The sequence below is a fragment of the Streptomyces sp. G45 genome (genome assembly GCF_049542095.1).
GTDB lineage: Bacteria > Actinomycetota > Actinomycetes > Streptomycetales > Streptomycetaceae > Streptomyces.
Genome location: NZ_JBMUZU010000001.1, coordinates 2,200,787 through 2,217,112, shown reverse-complemented (window position 1 = coordinate 2,217,112; position 16,326 = coordinate 2,200,787). Strand labels below are relative to the sequence as shown.

The following is a 16,326-nucleotide window of genomic DNA, read 5'->3' as shown; positions in this document are numbered from 1 at the left end:
TCGCCTCACCGCTCGGGGCAGCCGTCGAAGCGGACCAGGGCGCCGATGAGCCGGGCCGCGTCCTCGGCGGACAGCGGCTCCCCGGCGGCCTCGGCGGTCCCAGCGGTCCCGGCGGCCTCAGCCGCCCCGGGCGGGTCATCGCCGAGCGCCGCCAGCAGCGCGTCCGTCTCCGCGACGGCGCCCGGCAGCTCCGCGGCCAGGTCCACGTCGTACCGGAACAGGTCGGCGAGCAGCCGCCCGCGCACCGTGCGCAGCTCGTCCCACGCCGTCTGCGCGGCGGGCGTCATCAGATGCCGCGCCAGCAGCTCGAACGGCACGTCCTGCATCTGGGCGTGCGTGGTCCACGGGGTCACTCCGGCCGGGGCGAGCGCCTGGTACGGGCACGGGGGGCCCGCGGCCGACGGGTCCTTGATCAAGCGGTGCCGCCTCCTTCGGTGGTCAGATCGGCGAGCCAGCGGGACACCGCGTCCAGCAGCGCCCGTCGGACCCGGCCGTCCATGGGGTCCGCGCGGGTCGCGCGGACCAGGTGGTGCAGGGCCTTGCGCACGTCGCCCCCGGCCAGCTCGGACCGGGCGCGGTCGGTGAGCGCCACCGCCCAGGACGCCAGGTCGTCCTCGTCGGGCGGCGGCTCCGCGCCGTCGCTGCGGATCAGCTCGCCCATGCCCGCGACGCCGAGGGCCCTGGCGAGCAGCCGGTCCAGCTCCTCCAGCGACTCGCCCAGCGTCTCGCGGTAGTTGTGCGTCAGGGCCTGGCCGAGGCCGACGTCCAGCAGGCCCAGCGCCTGGTGCAGCAGCGCGAGGCGGGCGGGCAGCGCGTCGGTGCGCTCGTCGAGGGTGAAGACCAGGGCGCGGGCCAGGTTGTCGCGGGCGTGGTTGGAGGCCGGGTTGAGGTCGAGGGCGCGGCGCAGATCGGCCTCCGCGCCGTACACGTCGCAGCGCATGCCGTGCTTGGTGCGGGTGTAGCCGCGCCACACGCCCCGCATCGAGTACAGCGACGACAGGCGCCCGTCGAGCTGGTCGCGGACCTCCCGCTCCAGCGGGCCGAGCACCGGCGGCACCGCCTCGACCAGGGCGATCGCCTCGTCGAGGACACTGCCGCGGCGGGCCAGCGGCTCGTCGACCAGGGCCTCCACGCGGCCGAGCACCGTGCGCACCACCGCCCTCTTCGCCCGTGCCGTCATCCCGGCGCGGCGCGCCACGCCCACCAGGCGCTGCCACTGCTCAAGGGCCGGGCCGAGCCCGCGCTCGCCCTCGGCGAGGGCCGTGCGGGACAGTTCGAGGCGCACCCGCACGGCGAGTTCGACGCCGTCCTGGAGCAGCCGGGCCTGCCGGTGCGGCAGGTGCGCGTACGCGGGGTTGCGGCGCAGCACCTCCTGGCAGCGCGCGCAGCCCGCGACGTGGCGGCGCGCCTCGGCCGCGGCCGCCGGGACCGCGCAGTCCTCGGGCAGCGTGGTGAGCGTCGGGAACGACGGCAGGGCGCGCAGCGCGGGCTCGAACTTGTGCACCGCGTACAGCACCAGGCTCCGCGCCAGCTCGGAGAACGCCCAGCGCAGCTCGCGCGCCGCGTACTCGCCCGGGTCCCGGCCGTCCTTGGCGGCGGCGTCCAGGTCGGCGGCGAGCGCGGCCAGCGGCTGCTGGAGGCCGAACTGCCGCAGATAGTACGGCCCGCAGGCCAGCGCGCCGCGCGCCCCGGGGACGCCGGGCAGGCCGCCGACGTCCTTCAGGACCCGCGCCCCCGTCAGCTCGGCCTCCAGGAACTCGGCCAACTCCGCGTACGTGGCTGCCTGTTGGGGCCGGTTCTGCTCCGTGTGCCGCTGCTCGCACGCGGAGAGCTGCCCGAACAGGTGGCGGCTGACCTCCCAGCGCAGCTGGTTCAGGTCCTCCGCGGTCAGCGCCCGCTCGTAGGCGGCGGCCCGCTCGTCGAGCCAGTCCCGCCAGTACGCGTCGTCGCTGAGCAGCGTCGCCCAGGAGGCGAGCGCCGCCTCCCAGGCGCGCACGGCGTGCTCCCAGGCGCCGGACTGCTCCAGCTCCTGCGCCTGCCACAGGCGGGCCACGGCGAGGCCGTGCACGGCGGCCATGTCGCCGGGCGCCGCCGCCAGGCGCCGCTCCCACTCGGCGGCCGCCGCGTCCCGGCCGCGCGCCAGGAGCAGCAGCAGTGGGGCGTCCTGCGGGAAGCGGGCGCACAGCGCGTCCACCAGGCCGGGCCCGGACTGCTCGTCGTCCGGCGACAGCGCGGCCAGCGCGCCCCGCACCCCCTCGGGCTCGTGCCACCGGTACAGCAGCGCGTCCAGCTGGAGCCGCCGCCCCGACAGGCGCAGCGTCTCCCAGGCGACGCGCTCCGCCCAGGTCATGCCGCCGCGCTCCAGGAGGGTGTACGAGGCGTCGTTCACGGCGTCCATCGACACCCCCGGGTGGACGCCCGCCTCACGCAGCGCCAGGTAGGGGAACGTGGGGTCGCGCAGCGCGCACGGGTCCGCCGCCAGCGGCGCCCGCGTCAGGCCGTCCGCCCACGGCAGCGCGGCGATCAGCCGCAGCAGCCTGCGCCGCCGCACCCCCGCCCGGTCCAGGTCGCCCTCGGCGCGCCCGTACGCGGCGGCGGCGTCGCTCCACCGGCCCTCCGCCTCAAGGGAGCGGCCCTCCGCGTACGCGAGGTGGGCCGCCGCGTCCCGATGGCCGGGGCAGGCGCGGAACGCCTCCGCCGCCCGGTGCCACTCCTGGTGGGCGTCGGCGAGCCGCCCGCGCGCGTACGCGGCGACCGCGGGCACGTCCCGGTGGTCCCCGAGCGGCCCGGCCGCCGCCACGACCGCCGCCCACTCGCCGTCGGCCTCGGCGGCCCGCAGCCGCGCGTACCGGCCGCGCGCCGCGCAGTCCCGGCCGCCGTCCGCCTCGGCGAGCCGCTCGTAGACCTCGGCGCACCGCCGCCACGCGGCCCCGTCGGCGGCCCGCGCCTCCTCGGTACGGGCCCTCGCGTACCGGCGCCGCGTCGGGACGTCCGCCCAGGCGTCGGGCAGCACGCCGTACCCGAGCAGCGCCTCGGCCCAGCGGCCCGCCGCTTCGTGGGCGCGGGCCACCGCGTACAGGTACAGGTGCAGCGGCTCGGTGTCGTCGAGGCCCGGCGCGCCGTCGGCGAACGCCCGCGCGTAGACGTCCCGGGCCGCCGCCCACGCGCCCCGGGCCTCGGCCCCGCGGCCCTCCGCCTTGCGGCGCAGTGCGGCCACCGTGCCCTCGCGGGCGGTGTCCGGCACGTCGGCGAGCAGCCCGCGGGCCGCCGCCCAGTCGCCGCGCTCCTCGACCGCCGCCCGCGCGCGGGCGTACAGGCGGCGCACCCGCACCTCGCCGTCCGCGTACGCGTCCGGCAGCCGCCCGAACCCGTCGATGACGCCGTCCCAGTCCCCGCGCGCGTCCGCGTGCCGACCGCGCGCGTACAGCAGGTGGTCGGCCGTGTCCTCGAAGTCCTCGGGCAGCGCGCCGAGGTGGGTGAGCGCCCCCGCCCAGTCCCCGTCCGCGAGGCAGAGCCGGGCCCGGGCGTAGGTCCGGCGGGCGTCGGCGTCGGCGTGGGGGAGCGGCGCCTGGCCCTGGGGTGCCGTCAGGCTCCGCTGGTGGGGTGCTGTCGGGCCCTGGCCGGGCGTCGTCGGGCCCTGCTGGTGGGGCGTCGTAGGGCCCCGCCGGTGGGGCGCGGTGTCCGTGCCGTCCCGGGCCCCGCACTCGGCGAACGCCGCCACCGCCGCCGCCCAGTCCCCGTCGGCACTCGCCGCCCGCCCCCGCGCGTAGGCACCGCGCACGGCGGCGTCCGCGAACAGGGGCGTACCGGCAGGGTGGCCCGGGGCCCGCCGCTCCCGCTCCGCACAGGCGCGGTACGCCTCCGCCGCCGCGTGCCAGTCGCCCGCCTCCTCCGCCGTGCGCGCCCGGACGTACGCCGTGCGGGCGGCGAGGCCCACGTCGTCGGGGCGCAGGGCGCGGGCCTCGGTCAGGGCGCGGGCCGCGGCGTCCCAGTCGCCGCCCAGCCGGGCCCGGTCGGCGGCGGCGATGGCCTCGGCGACGCGGAGTTCGGCGCGGGCGGCGGCGAGGCGCGCGGCCGCGTCGGCGGAGCCGGACCCGGCGGCCACCACCTTCTCGTACAGCCGGATCGCGCCCTCCCAGTCGGCGACGGCCTCCGCCGCGAGGGCCCGCTCCAGCAGCTCGGCGGCGGTCCGCAGCCGCTCCGCGCGGGCGACCAGGGGGCCCGGCAGCGGGTGCGCGAGCGCGTCGCGGACCACCGCGAGCTGCGCGGCGGCGGCCGCCCCGTCGTGCCCCGAGGCGAGCAGCGCGCACAGCTTCTCCAGCGCGGGCCAGGCCAGTTCGAAGGCGGCCTCGGCGCACAGCCGCCGCTGCTCGTCCTCGTACTGCCGGGTGTACGTGCCCCGCAGGATCGGCTCCACCTGCGCCCACCGGCCGCGGTCGCGCTCGAAGCGGGCCGCGCCGATCACCTTGGTGGCGTTCACGTGCCCGGTGGTGTCCTGGTAGGTGCGCAGCGCGTCCGCGCCCTCGCGCAGCGGGTCGGCGCCCGCGCCGTCGTCGTCGCGCACCTCCCGGGCCTTGAACAGCCAGCCGTGCCGGTAGTCCTCGTGCAGGAACAGCGCGGGCGTCGCCCACTCGACCGCGGTGTGCCGCGGCAGGTGCGACATGCGGCGGCGCGCGGCGGACAGGGCCTCGTCGATGGTCTGGTTGGCCGCCAGGCCCTTCATCAGCGCGGGGCTGAACCGGCCCGCCGAGGCGTCGCTGACCCGCCCCCGCATCGCCACCACCGCGGGCACACCGGCGCCGATCAGCGCCTGCGCGAGCCCCGAGAACGGCTCGGCGTGCGCGCCCCCGGGGACGAACTGTCCGCCCCGGAGCACAGGTTGAGCACGGCGAGCCGCAGCAGGGGCGCCTTGATGAGGATGCCGCTGAGCAGGTCGGCGGGGACGCGGTCGACCCCGCCCGACTCGGTCTCCAGGAGGACGACGCCCTTGCCGATGTCCTCGTCGTACGCCCCGTGGGCGATCAGCAGGACGGCGGTCGGCAGGTCGCTGTGCGCGCCCAGCGCCGCCTCCAGGCGCTCGCGGGTGGCGCCCGCCACGACCGTGGTGCGCACCGCCACCTCGGGCAGCTTCTGGCGCAGCGCGGCGACCTCCGCGTCCGCCCGCAGCGCCGGGCCCGCGCCGGGCGGCGACGCGCACGCCACGAGCAGCCGGATCAGGCTCGGCTCGTCCGCCGGGTCCGGAAGGCGCTGGCCGAGCGGACCGCCGGGCAGCGAACGCACCAGGGAGTAGCCGGGGTTGAGGGCGAGGGACTGCTGCGGCAGCTCCGGCGGCGCGCACAGCGCCTCCAGCGGCAGCTCGCGCAGGCGCGGCGGCAGGTCGAAGCGCAGCCTCAGGCCGCGCGCGGGACGCATGCGCTGGGCGAGGTCGAGGGCCGCGGCTAGGCAGTCCCCGGCGCCGCCGCCGGAGCCCTGCCCGGCGGCGCCGAACAGCAGCCGGTACACGCCGCGGCCCAGCTCCCGCAGCTGCTCGGCCGTGTGCGCCTCGCCCATCGGGGCGAGGCCGAGGTCGGCGTCGACCAGCCGGTCCCAGCGGGCGCGGAACGCCGCGGGTTCGCCGTCCACGGCGATCACGTCGAGGGCGCGGGCCGGTCCGCTCAGGGCGATGAGGTAGCGGGCAGGGCCGCAGGGGCGGACCCGGACGCGCAGTTCCTCGTACTGGAGCACCGCCGTCGCTCACCTCCCGCTCTCGTCGAACTGGTCGCGTACGAAGTCGAGTTCGCTCCGCGCCCGACGGTGCTCCTCCGTGAACTCCGGGTCGTCGGGGAAGTGGACGAGCGCGGCGCCGAGGGCCTCGACGGCCTCCTCCAGGGCGGTGCGGGCGCCGGAGAGGCTGCCGGACGCCCAGCGCCGCAGGGCGAGGTTGCGCAGCACGATACCGAGGCTGATCTGCGCGCGCCGCAGCTGCGGGCTGAGCCGCACCGAGCGGCGCAGGTCGGCCGCCGCGCCGTCCTGGTCGCCGTCCTCCCGGTTGGCCTCGGCGATGCCCCGGTCGGCCAGGGCGCGGGCCAACTGGCCCTCGATGCGGGGGCGTTCGTTGGCGCCGATGACGGACCGGGCGGTCTCCAGGGTGGTCACCGTGCGGGCGAGGTTCCCGGCGCGGTGGGCGTCCCGGGCGGCGGCGAGCGCGAGGGCGGCGATCTCGGCCTGGGCGTGCCGGTAGCGGGCCAGCTCCCTGCTGTGCACCAGGGCGCGGCGCCAGCAGGCGGCGGCGGTCGCGAAGTCGGGGCGGGGCGCGGTGAGCGCGTCGTGGCCGAGCGCGATCCGGGCCCGCAGCGCGAGGTGGCGGGCGTCCCGCGCCAGCCGGTCGTGCCGGTCGGGGAGCCCCGCGTAGCCGGGGTTCAGCACCTCGAACCGCGGGCAGTCCGCCTCGCACACCGCGCCCCGGGCCCGCGCCCGGCAGTCGGGGCACCGCAGCTCGACGAGCGCGGCGAGCGCGTCGCCGGGGTGGCCCTGGTCCAGCTTCAGCCGTGCGAAGCCCAGTTCGGAGAACGCGTGCAGCAGCGCCGTGTCGCTCGCCCGGGCGGCGGCGTACGCCCCGAACTCCCGGGTGCCGCCCAGCGCGCCGATCCGCAGCGGCCCTCCGAGCGGGCCGGTGCCGCCCGCCTCCCTCAGCAGCCGGGCGGCCTCGGCCTCGCGGTGCAGCAGCGCGTCGGGCGGCACCCGGCCGCCGTCGCCCGCGCGCTCCGTCAGCAGCCGCCCGAGGCGGTCGCACAGCGCCCCGCGCACCGCGGGCACGAGCGCCTGCGGCACCTCGGTGCCGTACCGCCGCGCGGCCCCGGCCCGGGCCCGCGCCCAGAACGCGTCGTCGTACAGCAGCGCTCCCCAGGCGCCGACGCACGTCTCGTCGCCGCGACGGGCGGTGTCCTTGGGGGAGTTGAGGGCGGCGAGGGCCAGGGTGTGGGTGACGCGGTGGTCGGCGGGGGCGCGGCGGGTGGCGTCGCCGAGGAGGCCGAGGGCCGCCGCGCGACGGCCGCCCGTGACGAGGGCGGTGGCGTACAGCGGAGCGAACTCGCCCTCGCTGAGGGTGTCCTGCCGCTCCTGGGCGGCGGCGAGCAGCGCGGCGGCCCGCGTCCAGTCCGGCGCGCCGCCGCCGAGCGCGCTGAGCGCGGCCTTCCGCAGCCGCAGGGCGAGCGCCCGCGCGCCCTGCCCGAGCGCGGCGGCGAGCCACCGGCCCTCGTCGTCGAGGCCCCCGGCCCGCTCGGCGGCCCGCAGGTCCGCGAGGGCGAGGTCCGGGCGGCCCGACAGGGCGCGTACGAAGGCGCGTTGCACATGTGCGCGCGGCCCGGCGTCCTCAAGGCAGCGGGTGAAACAGGCCTCGGCCGCCGGGAGTTCCCCGCCGTGGGCCAGCGCGCACCCCATCCAGTACGGCGCCTCGGGCTCCCTGCCCCACGCCTCCAGGAACGAGACCACCGCCCGCCCGACGTCCCCCTGGGCGAGCCGCACCCGCCCCAGCCCGATCCGGGCGCGGGCGGCGAGAGAGGCGGCGCTTGTGCCCTCGCCTTGGCCTCCCGGGGGTACGGGCCCGGGCTGCGCGGGGCCACCGGCCTCCGCCGTGACGCGTGCGACGGCTTCCGCGATGACCGGGTCGTCCACCTCCCCCACCTCCCCGGCGGCCGCCCGGCGGTCGGGTCCCGCGGCGGCGAGCAGCGCGGCGAAACACCGTTCCGCCGCCGCGAGATCACCGCGCTCCAGGGCCGCCTCGCCCTCGGCGCAGGACGCCGCCGCGCGCTCCGCCACGCCTTCCGCCGCGCGTTCCGCCGCGCCTTCGGGGTCGACCCGTACCGCCTCTGCTCCCACGTCCCGCGTGCCCCCGCTCTCCGCCCGGTGGCCGGTCAGTCCGCCGCCTCGTCCAGCTCCGAGCGCCAGCGGCCCTGGTGCCGGTCGTAGTGCAGTGGCCCCGCCCGGAAACCGCTCAGGTCCAGGGCCAGCAACTGCTCATACGCCTCGGGGGGCAGGTCCGGTTCCAGGACGACGCTGAGGCCGCTGCGGTCGTCCCGCAGGACCAGCGGCCGGGGCGCGGCGCCGTCGCGGCGCGTGACCCGGCCCACCGCGCCCTTGAAGGACCGGTACGCGTCCCGCACGGCCTCCGCGCCCAGGCCGCTGAGGAACGCCTGGAGGGGCAGTGAGGCGAGCACCAGCCACGGCACGTCGCCCGCGCCGCGGTGGCCGACGGCGTGGCGCACGCGGGCGGTGCGGACGCCGAGCGCGTCGAGCGCGGCGACCAGGTCCTGGCCGAGGGCGTCGGGGACGTCCGGGTCGAGCAGCAGCTCGGCGCGCAGCGGCGGCGCGTGGGAAGTCATGGGACCTGCTTCTCCGTCTTCTCCGTGCGAGATCCGTGCGGGATCCGTACGAGATCCGTACGGGATCCGTGCGAGATCCGTACGGGATCCGTACGAGAGGGGAATGGGCGTGCGAGCCAAAGGGGGTCGGGGACAAGGGAGTTGAGGGGAGAGGGGCCTGCTCACGGCTCCGCGTCGGACGTCGGCAGCCTAGGGCCGACACCGGTCCGCGCGCCGGGGAATCCGCTCTCCGGCCGGTGCATTTATCCGGAATGAGTGATTCATGGAACTTTCGGAGTGCGCCGGGAGTCTTTCAGAGTGAACGCTGAAGCACGGCTGGCAAGAAGCGCAGCCGACAACACGGGGGTGTATGACCATGACGGACATCGATGCCGCCTTAGACGCCATCGACATCGAACAGCCCGGCGGGGAGCGGGGCGAAGCGGGAGCCGAGGGGCCGCGACCGACCGCGGCCGAGCTCGCGCCGTACGTGGCGCGGTTGCCGATCCCGCCCGTCCTCCGCCCGGCCGGAGGCGACCCGCTGCGGGAGACGGAGATCGCCGTCCGCCCGACCTGGGTGCGGCTGCACCCGCAGCTCCCGCCCACCCTGATGTTCGGGTACGAGGGCTCGGTGCCGGGCCCCACCATCGAGGTGCGCCGGGGCGAGCGCATCCGCATCGCCTGGACGAACCGCGTGCCGAAGGAGACCGAGTTCCCGGTCACGGCGGTCGAGGTGGCGGGCGCCACGCCGCCGGGCAGCGCCCCGCCGCCCACCGCCGAGCCCGGCCGCGCCGGGGTCGAGCCCAACAAGGACGTGGCCGCGCTGCCCGCCTGGACGGTGACGCACGTGCACGGCGCGCAGACGGGCGGCGGCAACGACGGCTGGGCGGACAACGCCGTGGGGTTCGGCGACGCCCAGCTGTCGGAGTACCCCAACGACCACCAGGCGGTCCAGTGGTGGTATCACGACCACGCGATGAACATCACCCGCTGGAACGTGTACGCGGGCCTGTACGGCACGTACCTGGTCCGTGACGACGAGGAGGACGCCCTCCAACTCCCCTCGGGGAAGCGGGAGATCCCCCTCCTCCTCGCCGACCGGAACCTGGACACGGACGAGGACGGCCGCCTCACCGGCCGCCTGCTGCACAAGACGACGATCGTCGACCCGAAGAACCCCGAGACGGGCAAGCCGGTCTCGCTCCCCTTCACCGGCCCGTACACGACGGTCAACGGCCGCATCTGGCCCTACACCGAGGTCTCCCCGGGCTGGTACCGCTTCCGCCTGGTGAACGCGTCCAACGCCCGTGTCTACGACCTCGTCCTGGTCGACGAGGACAACAAGCCCGTGCCGGGCGTGCTCCACCAGATCGGCAGCGACGGCGGGCTGCTGCCCCGCCCGGTGCCCATCGACTTCGACCAGGCGATGCCCACCCTGCCGGTGGCGCCCGCCGAGCGCTTCGACCTCCTGGTGGACTTCCGCACCCTCGCGGGCAAGCGCGTCCGCCTGGTCAACAAGGGGCCGAACAAGCCGCCGGGCGTCCCCGACCAGCTCGGTGACGTGCCGTATCCGCACGTCATGGAGTTCCGCGTCGACAAGGGCGGCGCCCCGGACGGCTTCCGGCTGCCCGAGGTCCTCTCCGGCTCCTTCCGCACCATCGGGCACGGCGTGCCGCACGGCCACCGCCTGGTCGTGCTCACGCCGCCCGCCACCAAGGGCGGCGGGGGACATCCGGAGATGTGGGAGATGGAGGAGGTCAAGGACCCGAGCGGCATCCGGATCCCCAGCGAGGGCGTCATCCAGGTGCGCGGCCCGGACGGCGCGACCAAGACGTACCGCAGGATCGCCCGCACGTTCAACGACGCCCTGGGCTTCACCATCGCCGAGGGCGCCTACGAGCAGTGGAGCTTCCTCAACCTCGCGGTCCGGCCGAACGTGACCCACCCGATGCACATCCACCTGGCGGACTTCCAGCTCCTGGGCCGCGACACGTACGACGTCTCCGGCTTCGACATCGCGATCGGCGGCACCGGCGCCCGCACGCCCATCGTGTACGACCCGGCGAAGCCCGTCCCGGTGGCACCCAACGAACGCGGCTGGAAGGACGTGTTCCGGGTGCCCGGCGGCCAGCAGCTCCGCGTGATCGGCCGCTTCGACGGGGCGTACGGCCGCTTCATGTACCACTGCCACCTGCTGGAGCACGAGGACATGGGCATGATGCGCCCCTTCGTCGTGATGCCGAAGGAGGCCCTGAAGTTCGACCACGGCGGCCATGGAGGAGGCCACGGCGACCACTGACACCCCGCCACCATGAGGACCACCGGCGGCGAACCAAGCCCGTCCGGCGTGTGAGGACGAGCGCGCAGCGCGATCAGGGGGCGCTCAGCAGCCGCTGGGCACCCCCTGACCGCCCGGCGGCATGAGCCGCGGCGGCGTGAGCCACGGCCGCGGCGGCCAGCTCCCGCACGATCGCGTGCGGGCGCGACCCGTCCCCCGCAGCTCCGGCTGGAACAGCGTGGCCAGGAAGAAGGGGTGCCCGGGCAGTTCGGCGACCCGGACCAGGCCGTCCTCGTCGGTGCCGGAGAAGCGAAGCCCGTGGGCGGTGAGGGTCGCCAGGTGCCGCGCGTCGGCCGGGCCGTACGAGCAGTGGTAGCGCTCCAGGGTCCGGTCGGCGCCCAGCACCGACTCGGCGAGCGAGCCCGGGGCCAGCGTCACCGTGCCCTCGTGGCCGACGAGGGAGCAGGCCAGCGGCGCGATCAGCAGGTCGTCGGCGCCCGGGTCGTTCTCGGCGTGCGCGACCCGGGTCAGGCCGCACACATGGCGGGCGTACTCAAGGAGGGTGTGCTGGAAGCCGCCGCAGGTGCCGAGGAACGGGACGCGGTCCTCGCGCGCCGTGCGGATCGCCGCGAGCGCGCCCGCCTCACTGCGGTACGGGCTGCCCGGCAGCACCCACACCGCGTCGAAGCCGGACACCGCGCCGGGCCGCGCCGCGTCCTCGGTGGGGATCCAGTACGCGTCGAGGACCAGCCCGTCGCGGTCGGCGAGGGCTTCGAGGAGCAGCGGGACGCGGGTGTGCGCGGTGACGTTGGGGGAGCGGTCGCCGACGAGGGCGACCCGCGCCGCGGGGCTCGTGTGGTTCACGGTGGTCATGACGGCCATCCTGAGCGGCCCGCCCGTTCACGTCCAACGATGAAAACTGCACCCTCCATCAGGAACGCTGATGACCATCGGTGATCCTTGCGGACATGGACCCGCACCTGCTGCGCACCTTCGTCACCGTGGCCCGCCGCGCCTCCTTCTCGGCCGCCGCCCGCCAGCTCGGCTACACCCAGTCCGCCGTCTCCCAGCACATCGCGGCCCTGGAGCAGGACCTCGGGGCGCCGCTGCTGACCCGCCGCCCGGTGGCGCCGACGCGCGCGGGCGAACGGCTCCTGGAGCACGCGGGCCCGCTGCTGCTGCGCCTTGACGCCGCCCGCGCCGAGGTCGCCGCCCTCGCGGGCGCCCCGGACACCGGCCTCACGCTCGCCGCCGCGCCCACGGCCCTGACACCGGCGGCACTGCGCGCGCTGCCGCCGACCGGCGTGACCCTGCGGGTCCTGCCCCGCGACGAGATCCCGGAGACGGTCGCCACGGGCGCCGCCCACCTGGGGCTCGTCGACGGCCTCACCGCGCCCAGCGACCCGCTGCCCGGCACCGACGTCGCCCCGCTGACCGTCCGGGGCGTCGGCGAGGAGGAGGTGTGCGTGCTGCTGCCCGCCACCCACCCGCTGGCCCGCCGCACCGGCCTGCGCCTCGCCGACCTCACCGACGCCCGCTGGCTGGACGCCCCCGGCGCGGGCCTGCCCCTGGCGCAGCTGCGCGCGGCCGTCGGCGGCACCGGCTTCCGGCCCGCCCTGGCCTACGAGGGCACCGATGTGCGCACCCTCGCCGCCCTCGCCGCGAGCGGCCACGGGCTCACCCTGCTGCCCCGCCCGGCCGCCGCCGCGCCCGGCGCCGTGGCCGTCCCGCTGACCGAGCCGCGCGTCGTCCACCGCACCGAACTGCTGCACACCGGCGCCCTGCGCGGCCCGGCCGCCGACTTCGCCGGACGCCTGGACGTCACCCGTTCGTGAATCGTCACGCCGTGTCACACCGGGTAGGGCTGTGGCCGGAGGCGAGCCATGGAACAGACCGCGTTGCGTCCCAAGCCGATGCCGGGGCATGAGCACGACCCCGGCACCACCACCGCCAAGACCCGCAAGGGGCCCCGCCCGCACGCCGCGCACCGCCGCGGCAGGCGGCTCCTCACGCTGCTGTCCGGCCTGCTCTGCGCGCTGGTGCTGCTTCTGACGGGCGTCGGCCTCGGCACGGTCGGCGCCACCGTCGTCGGCATGAGCCGCCTGGCCGAGATGCAGCGGGGCGCGGCGCCGGGCGCGGGCGCCCCGGGGCAGCCGCAGCCCGGCGCGCCGAAGGGGGCGCCCACCGGCGGGACCCCGGCCGCCGCATCGCCCCGCCCCGAGCCCCGGACCCACCGCCCGGCCGGGCCGCGCCCCGCCCTGGGCGTGGAGGTGGCGGACGCCGGGAGCCGGGGCGGCGCCCTGGTCGTCGGCGTCCACCAGCCGGGCCCGGGGCACGCGGCGGGGCTGGTGCGCGGGGACGTGGTCGTCGCCCTCGCCGGGAGCCGGGTGCGCTCGGCGGGCGACCTGGCGCGGGAGGTGGCGGCGGCGCGCCCCGGCCGGGCCCTGGTGGTGACGGTCCGTCATGCCAGCGGCGTGCGGCAGCGGTTGTCGGTCACGCCAGGGGTCCTGACCTGAGCTGCCCTGAGCTGAACTGAACTGAACGGAGCCGAGCTGACCTGACCTGATCCGCGCTGAGCGGCGGGCCGGGGCGCACCACCCCGAAGCGCCCGGGTCAGACCACCCTGAAGTGGGTGGTCAGCCGCCGCGCGTCGTCCAGGACGTGGAAGGCGAGGCCCACCGGCGCGTCCAGGTCCACCAGGCCCTCGCCCTCCCAGGGCAGCCGCAGCGTCGAGGCCACCCCGGGGCCCACGACGAGCGGCCGTCCGGCGAAGGTGGTCGCGGCGGGCGTGTGCGCGTGCCCCACGATCAGCGCGACGATCTCCGGGTGCCGCGAGACCAGGTCGGCCAGCGGCTCGGGGTGGCGCAGCCGCCAGGTGTCCAGGCGCGGGTGGTGCATCGCCACCGGGTGGTGGTGGAAGGAGAGGATCACCGGCGTACGGCCGTTGAGCGCGCCCAGCCGGTCCTTCAGCCAGGTGTACGTCTCCTCGTCGAGCCGCCCCTCGTCGCTGCCCGGCAGCAGGGAGTCGAGCATCAGGACCTCGGTGCCGCCGACGCGGTGGGCGCGGTTCACCGGCGCGTCGGACGCGGGCTCGTCGAGCAGCCCGGTGCGGTAGGGCCCGCGGGCGTCGTGGTTGCCGGGACAGGTCAGCACGGGCCAGGGCGCGTCGGTGAACAGCAGGCGCGCGGCCTCCTTGTACTCCGACTCGGCGCCGTGGTCCGCGATGTCGCCGGTCACCAGGAGCGCGTCGAGCCTCCCCGGCAGCCCCCGCAGATGGTCCAGGACGCGCTCGGCCCGCTCCGTCGCACGCGGTGTCCCGTCCAGGTGCAGGTCACTGATCTGGGCCAGTACCAGCATGGTCGTACGCCCCTCCCGCTCGCTTCTCGCTAATGGTTGATCAGCATCTAACCATTAGTGCGGGGTGTGGGGAACGGCCACCCGGCGACGAGTGGCCTGTGCCGCGGGGGAGCGGACGTGGAACGATGCCGAGGAACACCCGTACGAACCCGCACCGACCGGCACCGTTCAGCACCCACCCGCACCCACCCGCACCGACCCGCACCGATCCAGGAGGTCCGATGACCGAGGCCGCGCCCGCGCCGTTCACCGTCGACGACTACCGCTCCCGCATGGACCGCGCCGCGCGCGCCGCCGCCGACGCGGGGCTCGCGGGCGTCCTCGTCGCGCCGGGCCCCGACCTGGTGTGGCTCACCGGCTACCGCGTGCCCGCCGAGACCGAGCGGCTCACCCTGCTCGTGCTCGTGCCGGGCCAGGACCCGGAGCTGGTCGTGCCCGCCCTGGAGGCCCCGGACGCCGCCCGCGCCACCGGCGCCCCCGCGCTGCGGCTGCGCGACTGGACCGACGGCGTCGACCCGTACGGCCTGACCGCGCCGCTGCTCGACGCCCGCGGCCGGTTCGCGGTGAGCGACAACGCCTGGGCGATGCATCTGCTCGGCATCCAGAGCCGGTTGCCCGACTCGTCGTACGTGTCGCTCTCCGAGTCCCTGCCGATGCTGCGGGCCGTCAAGGACGCGGCCGAGCTGGACCGCCTCGCCGCGGCCGGTGCCGCCGCCGACGCCGCGTACGACGAGATCCGCCGCCTGCCCTTCGCGGGCCGCAGGGAGACCGAGGTCGCCGCCGACCTCGACGCCCTGCTGCGGAAGTTCGGGCACGAGCAGGTGGACTTCACCATCGTCGGCTCGGGGCCCAACGGCGCGAGCCCGCACCACGAGGCGGGCGAGCGCGTCATCGAGCGCGGCGACATGGTGGTCCTCGACTTCGGCGGCCTGCGCCACGGCTACGGCTCCGACACCACCCGCACCGTGCACGTCGGCGAGCCCACCGCCGAGGAGCGGCGGATCCACGACGTGGTGCGCGAGGCCCAGGACGCCGCCTGCCGCGCGGTGCGGCCCGGCATCGCCTGCCAGGAGGTCGACCGCGTCGCCCGCGCCGTCATCACCGAGGCCGGGTACGGCGAGTACTTCATCCACCGCACCGGCCACGGCATCGGCGTCACCACGCACGAGCCCCCGTACATGATCGAGGGCGAGGAGCAGCCCCTGGTCCCCGGCATGTGCTTCTCCGTGGAGCCCGGCATCTACCTGCCGGGCCGCTTCGGCGTCCGCATCGAGGACATCGTCACGGTCACGGAGGACGGTGGCCGCCGCCTCAACACCACCTCGCACGAACTGGCCCTGGTGAACTGAGGCTCGGGCGCGGCCCGTCACACGAAGTGCGCCAGCACGTCATAGGGCGGCGGCAGCGGCCGGGCACTCGCCTCGTCGAGCCGCCGCACCTGCTCCTCGTCCAGCGACCAGCCCACCGCCCCCAGGTTGTCGGTGAGCTGCTCCACCGACCGCGCCCCGACGATCGGCGCGGTCACCCCGGGCCGCTGGAGCAGCCACCGCAGGGACACCTGGGCGGGCGTGCGCCCGGTCTCCTCGGCCACGGCCAGCACCGCGTCGACGACCCGCCACGTCTCCTCCGTGGCCCGCTCGTCCCACAACCCGCTGCCGCGCGCGTCCTTCGGGGGCGCGTCGCCGCGCCGGTACTTGCCGGACAGCCACCCGGCGTGCAGCGGGCTGTACGGGATGACGCCGACGCCCTCGGCCGCGCACAGCGAGACCAGCTCCCACTCCGCCTGGCGGGCGAGGAGGTTGTAGATCGGCTGGAGGCACACGTACGGCTCCCAGCCGCGCGCGTCCGCCACGTCGAGGGCCTTCTGGAGCTGCCCCGGGCTGTGGTTGCTCGCGCCGAGGTAGCGGACCTTGCCCGCCGTCACCAGCGTGTCGAGCGTGGACAGGGTCTCCTCGATCGGCGTGTGCGCGTCCCACACATGCGTCTGGTAGAGGTCCACGTAGTCGGTGCCGAGGCGGGTGAGGCTCGCGTCCACGGCCGCCAGGACGTGCTTGCGGCTCAGGCCGCGCGCGTTGGGGCCCTCGCGCAGCGGCAGGAACACCTTGGTGGCGATCACCAGGTCGTCCCGTGCGCGGCCCTTCAGCCAGCGCCCCAGCACCTCCTCCGACGCGCCCCGCCCGTAGACGTCGGCGGTGTCGATGAACGTGCCGCCCGCCTCGGTGAAGGCGTCCAGCATCGCGTGCGCGGTCCGCTCGTCGGCCCCGCCGCCGAACGTCATGGCGCCGAAGCACAGCTCGCTGACCCGAAGTCCCGTGCTGCCCAAGTGCCGTTGTTCCATGGGGTGATTTCCTC

At 76.7% G+C, this 16,326-nt stretch carries 11 protein-coding genes and 1 pseudogene; 4 read left to right on the top strand and 8 right to left on the bottom strand.

Annotation, left to right across the window (positions count from 1 at the left end):
* Positions 1-5: 5 nt before the first annotated feature.
* The 5 genes from ACOBQU_RS08880 to ACOBQU_RS08860 are packed head-to-tail and all read right to left on the bottom strand — an operon-like array spanning position 6 to position 8,360.
* Positions 6-416 (bottom strand): hypothetical protein, encoded by a 411-nt coding sequence (locus ACOBQU_RS08880; protein ID WP_423625570.1) that lies wholly within the window; start codon positions 414-416, stop codon positions 6-8.
* Positions 413-4,876, bottom strand: coding sequence for a CHAT domain-containing protein (locus ACOBQU_RS08875; RefSeq protein ID WP_423625568.1), 4,464 nt, complete (start codon positions 4,874-4,876; stop codon positions 413-415). Before ACOBQU_RS08875 ends, ACOBQU_RS08880 begins: the two co-directional genes overlap by 4 nt.
* Positions 4,804-5,724 (bottom strand): CHAT domain-containing protein, encoded by a 921-nt coding sequence (locus tag ACOBQU_RS08870; protein ID WP_423625566.1) that lies wholly within the window; start codon positions 5,722-5,724, stop codon positions 4,804-4,806. Before ACOBQU_RS08870 ends, ACOBQU_RS08875 begins: the two co-directional genes overlap by 73 nt.
* A 9-nt stretch (positions 5,725-5,733) precedes the next feature.
* Positions 5,734-7,857 carry a hypothetical protein gene (locus ACOBQU_RS08865; protein ID WP_423625564.1) on the bottom strand — a complete coding sequence of 708 codons (2,124 nt, stop codon included), beginning with the start codon at positions 7,855-7,857 and terminating at the stop codon, positions 5,734-5,736.
* Positions 7,858-7,892: 35 nt separating this feature from the next.
* Positions 7,893-8,360, bottom strand: a complete 468-nt coding sequence (locus ACOBQU_RS08860; RefSeq protein ID WP_423625562.1) for a hypothetical protein — start codon at positions 8,358-8,360, stop codon at positions 7,893-7,895.
* 355 nt (positions 8,361-8,715) lie between these two features.
* Here ACOBQU_RS08860 and phsA point away from each other — a divergent pair, with 355 nt between their 5' ends.
* The gene (gene phsA / locus ACOBQU_RS08855) at positions 8,716-10,638 is read left to right on the top strand and encodes an O-aminophenol oxidase PhsA (RefSeq protein WP_423625561.1); all 1,923 of its coding nucleotides are present in this window, start codon (positions 8,716-8,718) and stop codon (positions 10,636-10,638) included.
* A gap of 73 nt (positions 10,639-10,711) precedes the next feature.
* Here the strand turns inward: phsA and ACOBQU_RS08850 are convergent.
* Positions 10,712-11,490: pseudogene (locus ACOBQU_RS08850) on the bottom strand (CTP synthase C-terminal region-related (seleno)protein).
* A gap of 95 nt (positions 11,491-11,585) precedes the next feature.
* On the opposite strand from ACOBQU_RS08850, the gene ACOBQU_RS08845 reads away from it, so the two are divergent.
* Together ACOBQU_RS08845 and ACOBQU_RS08840 are read left to right on the top strand one after the other, a co-directional pair.
* Positions 11,586-12,452 (top strand): LysR family transcriptional regulator, encoded by an 867-nt coding sequence (locus ACOBQU_RS08845; protein WP_423625559.1) that lies wholly within the window; start codon positions 11,586-11,588, stop codon positions 12,450-12,452.
* A gap of 48 nt (positions 12,453-12,500) precedes the next feature.
* Positions 12,501-13,133, top strand: coding sequence for a PDZ domain-containing protein (locus ACOBQU_RS08840; RefSeq protein ID WP_423625557.1), 633 nt, complete (start codon positions 12,501-12,503; stop codon positions 13,131-13,133).
* Between the two features lie 97 nt (positions 13,134-13,230).
* Here ACOBQU_RS08840 and ACOBQU_RS08835 read toward each other — a convergent pair whose 3' ends face one another.
* Entirely contained in the window at positions 13,231-13,974 is a 744-nt protein-coding gene (locus ACOBQU_RS08835; protein WP_423625555.1) for a metallophosphoesterase, read from the bottom strand.
* Between the two features lie 221 nt (positions 13,975-14,195).
* On the opposite strand from ACOBQU_RS08835, the gene ACOBQU_RS08830 reads away from it, so the two are divergent.
* Positions 14,196-15,323 carry an aminopeptidase P family protein gene (locus ACOBQU_RS08830; RefSeq protein WP_423625553.1) on the top strand — a complete coding sequence of 376 codons (1,128 nt, stop codon included), beginning with the start codon at positions 14,196-14,198 and terminating at the stop codon, positions 15,321-15,323.
* Between the two features lie 17 nt (positions 15,324-15,340).
* Here the strand turns inward: ACOBQU_RS08830 and ACOBQU_RS08825 are convergent, their stop codons facing one another.
* Complete coding sequence (locus tag ACOBQU_RS08825; protein WP_423625551.1) at positions 15,341-16,312, bottom strand: aldo/keto reductase; 972 nt, start codon at positions 16,310-16,312, stop codon at positions 15,341-15,343.
* Positions 16,313-16,326: the final 14 nt, after the last annotated feature.

Coding starts and splice junctions, on each gene's coding strand:
- ACOBQU_RS08860 (WP_423625562.1), bottom strand. CDS start 8,360: ATGACTTCCCACGCGCCGCCGCTGCGCGCCGAGCTGCTGCTCGACCCG.
- phsA (WP_423625561.1), top strand. CDS start 8,716: ATGACGGACATCGATGCCGCCTTAGACGCCATCGACATCGAACAGCCC.
- ACOBQU_RS08845 (WP_423625559.1), top strand. CDS start 11,586: ATGGACCCGCACCTGCTGCGCACCTTCGTCACCGTGGCCCGCCGCGCC.
- ACOBQU_RS08840 (WP_423625557.1), top strand. CDS start 12,501: ATGGAACAGACCGCGTTGCGTCCCAAGCCGATGCCGGGGCATGAGCAC.
- ACOBQU_RS08835 (WP_423625555.1), bottom strand. CDS start 13,974: ATGCTGGTACTGGCCCAGATCAGTGACCTGCACCTGGACGGGACACCG.
- ACOBQU_RS08830 (WP_423625553.1), top strand. CDS start 14,196: ATGACCGAGGCCGCGCCCGCGCCGTTCACCGTCGACGACTACCGCTCC.
- ACOBQU_RS08825 (WP_423625551.1), bottom strand. CDS start 16,312: ATGGAACAACGGCACTTGGGCAGCACGGGACTTCGGGTCAGCGAGCTG.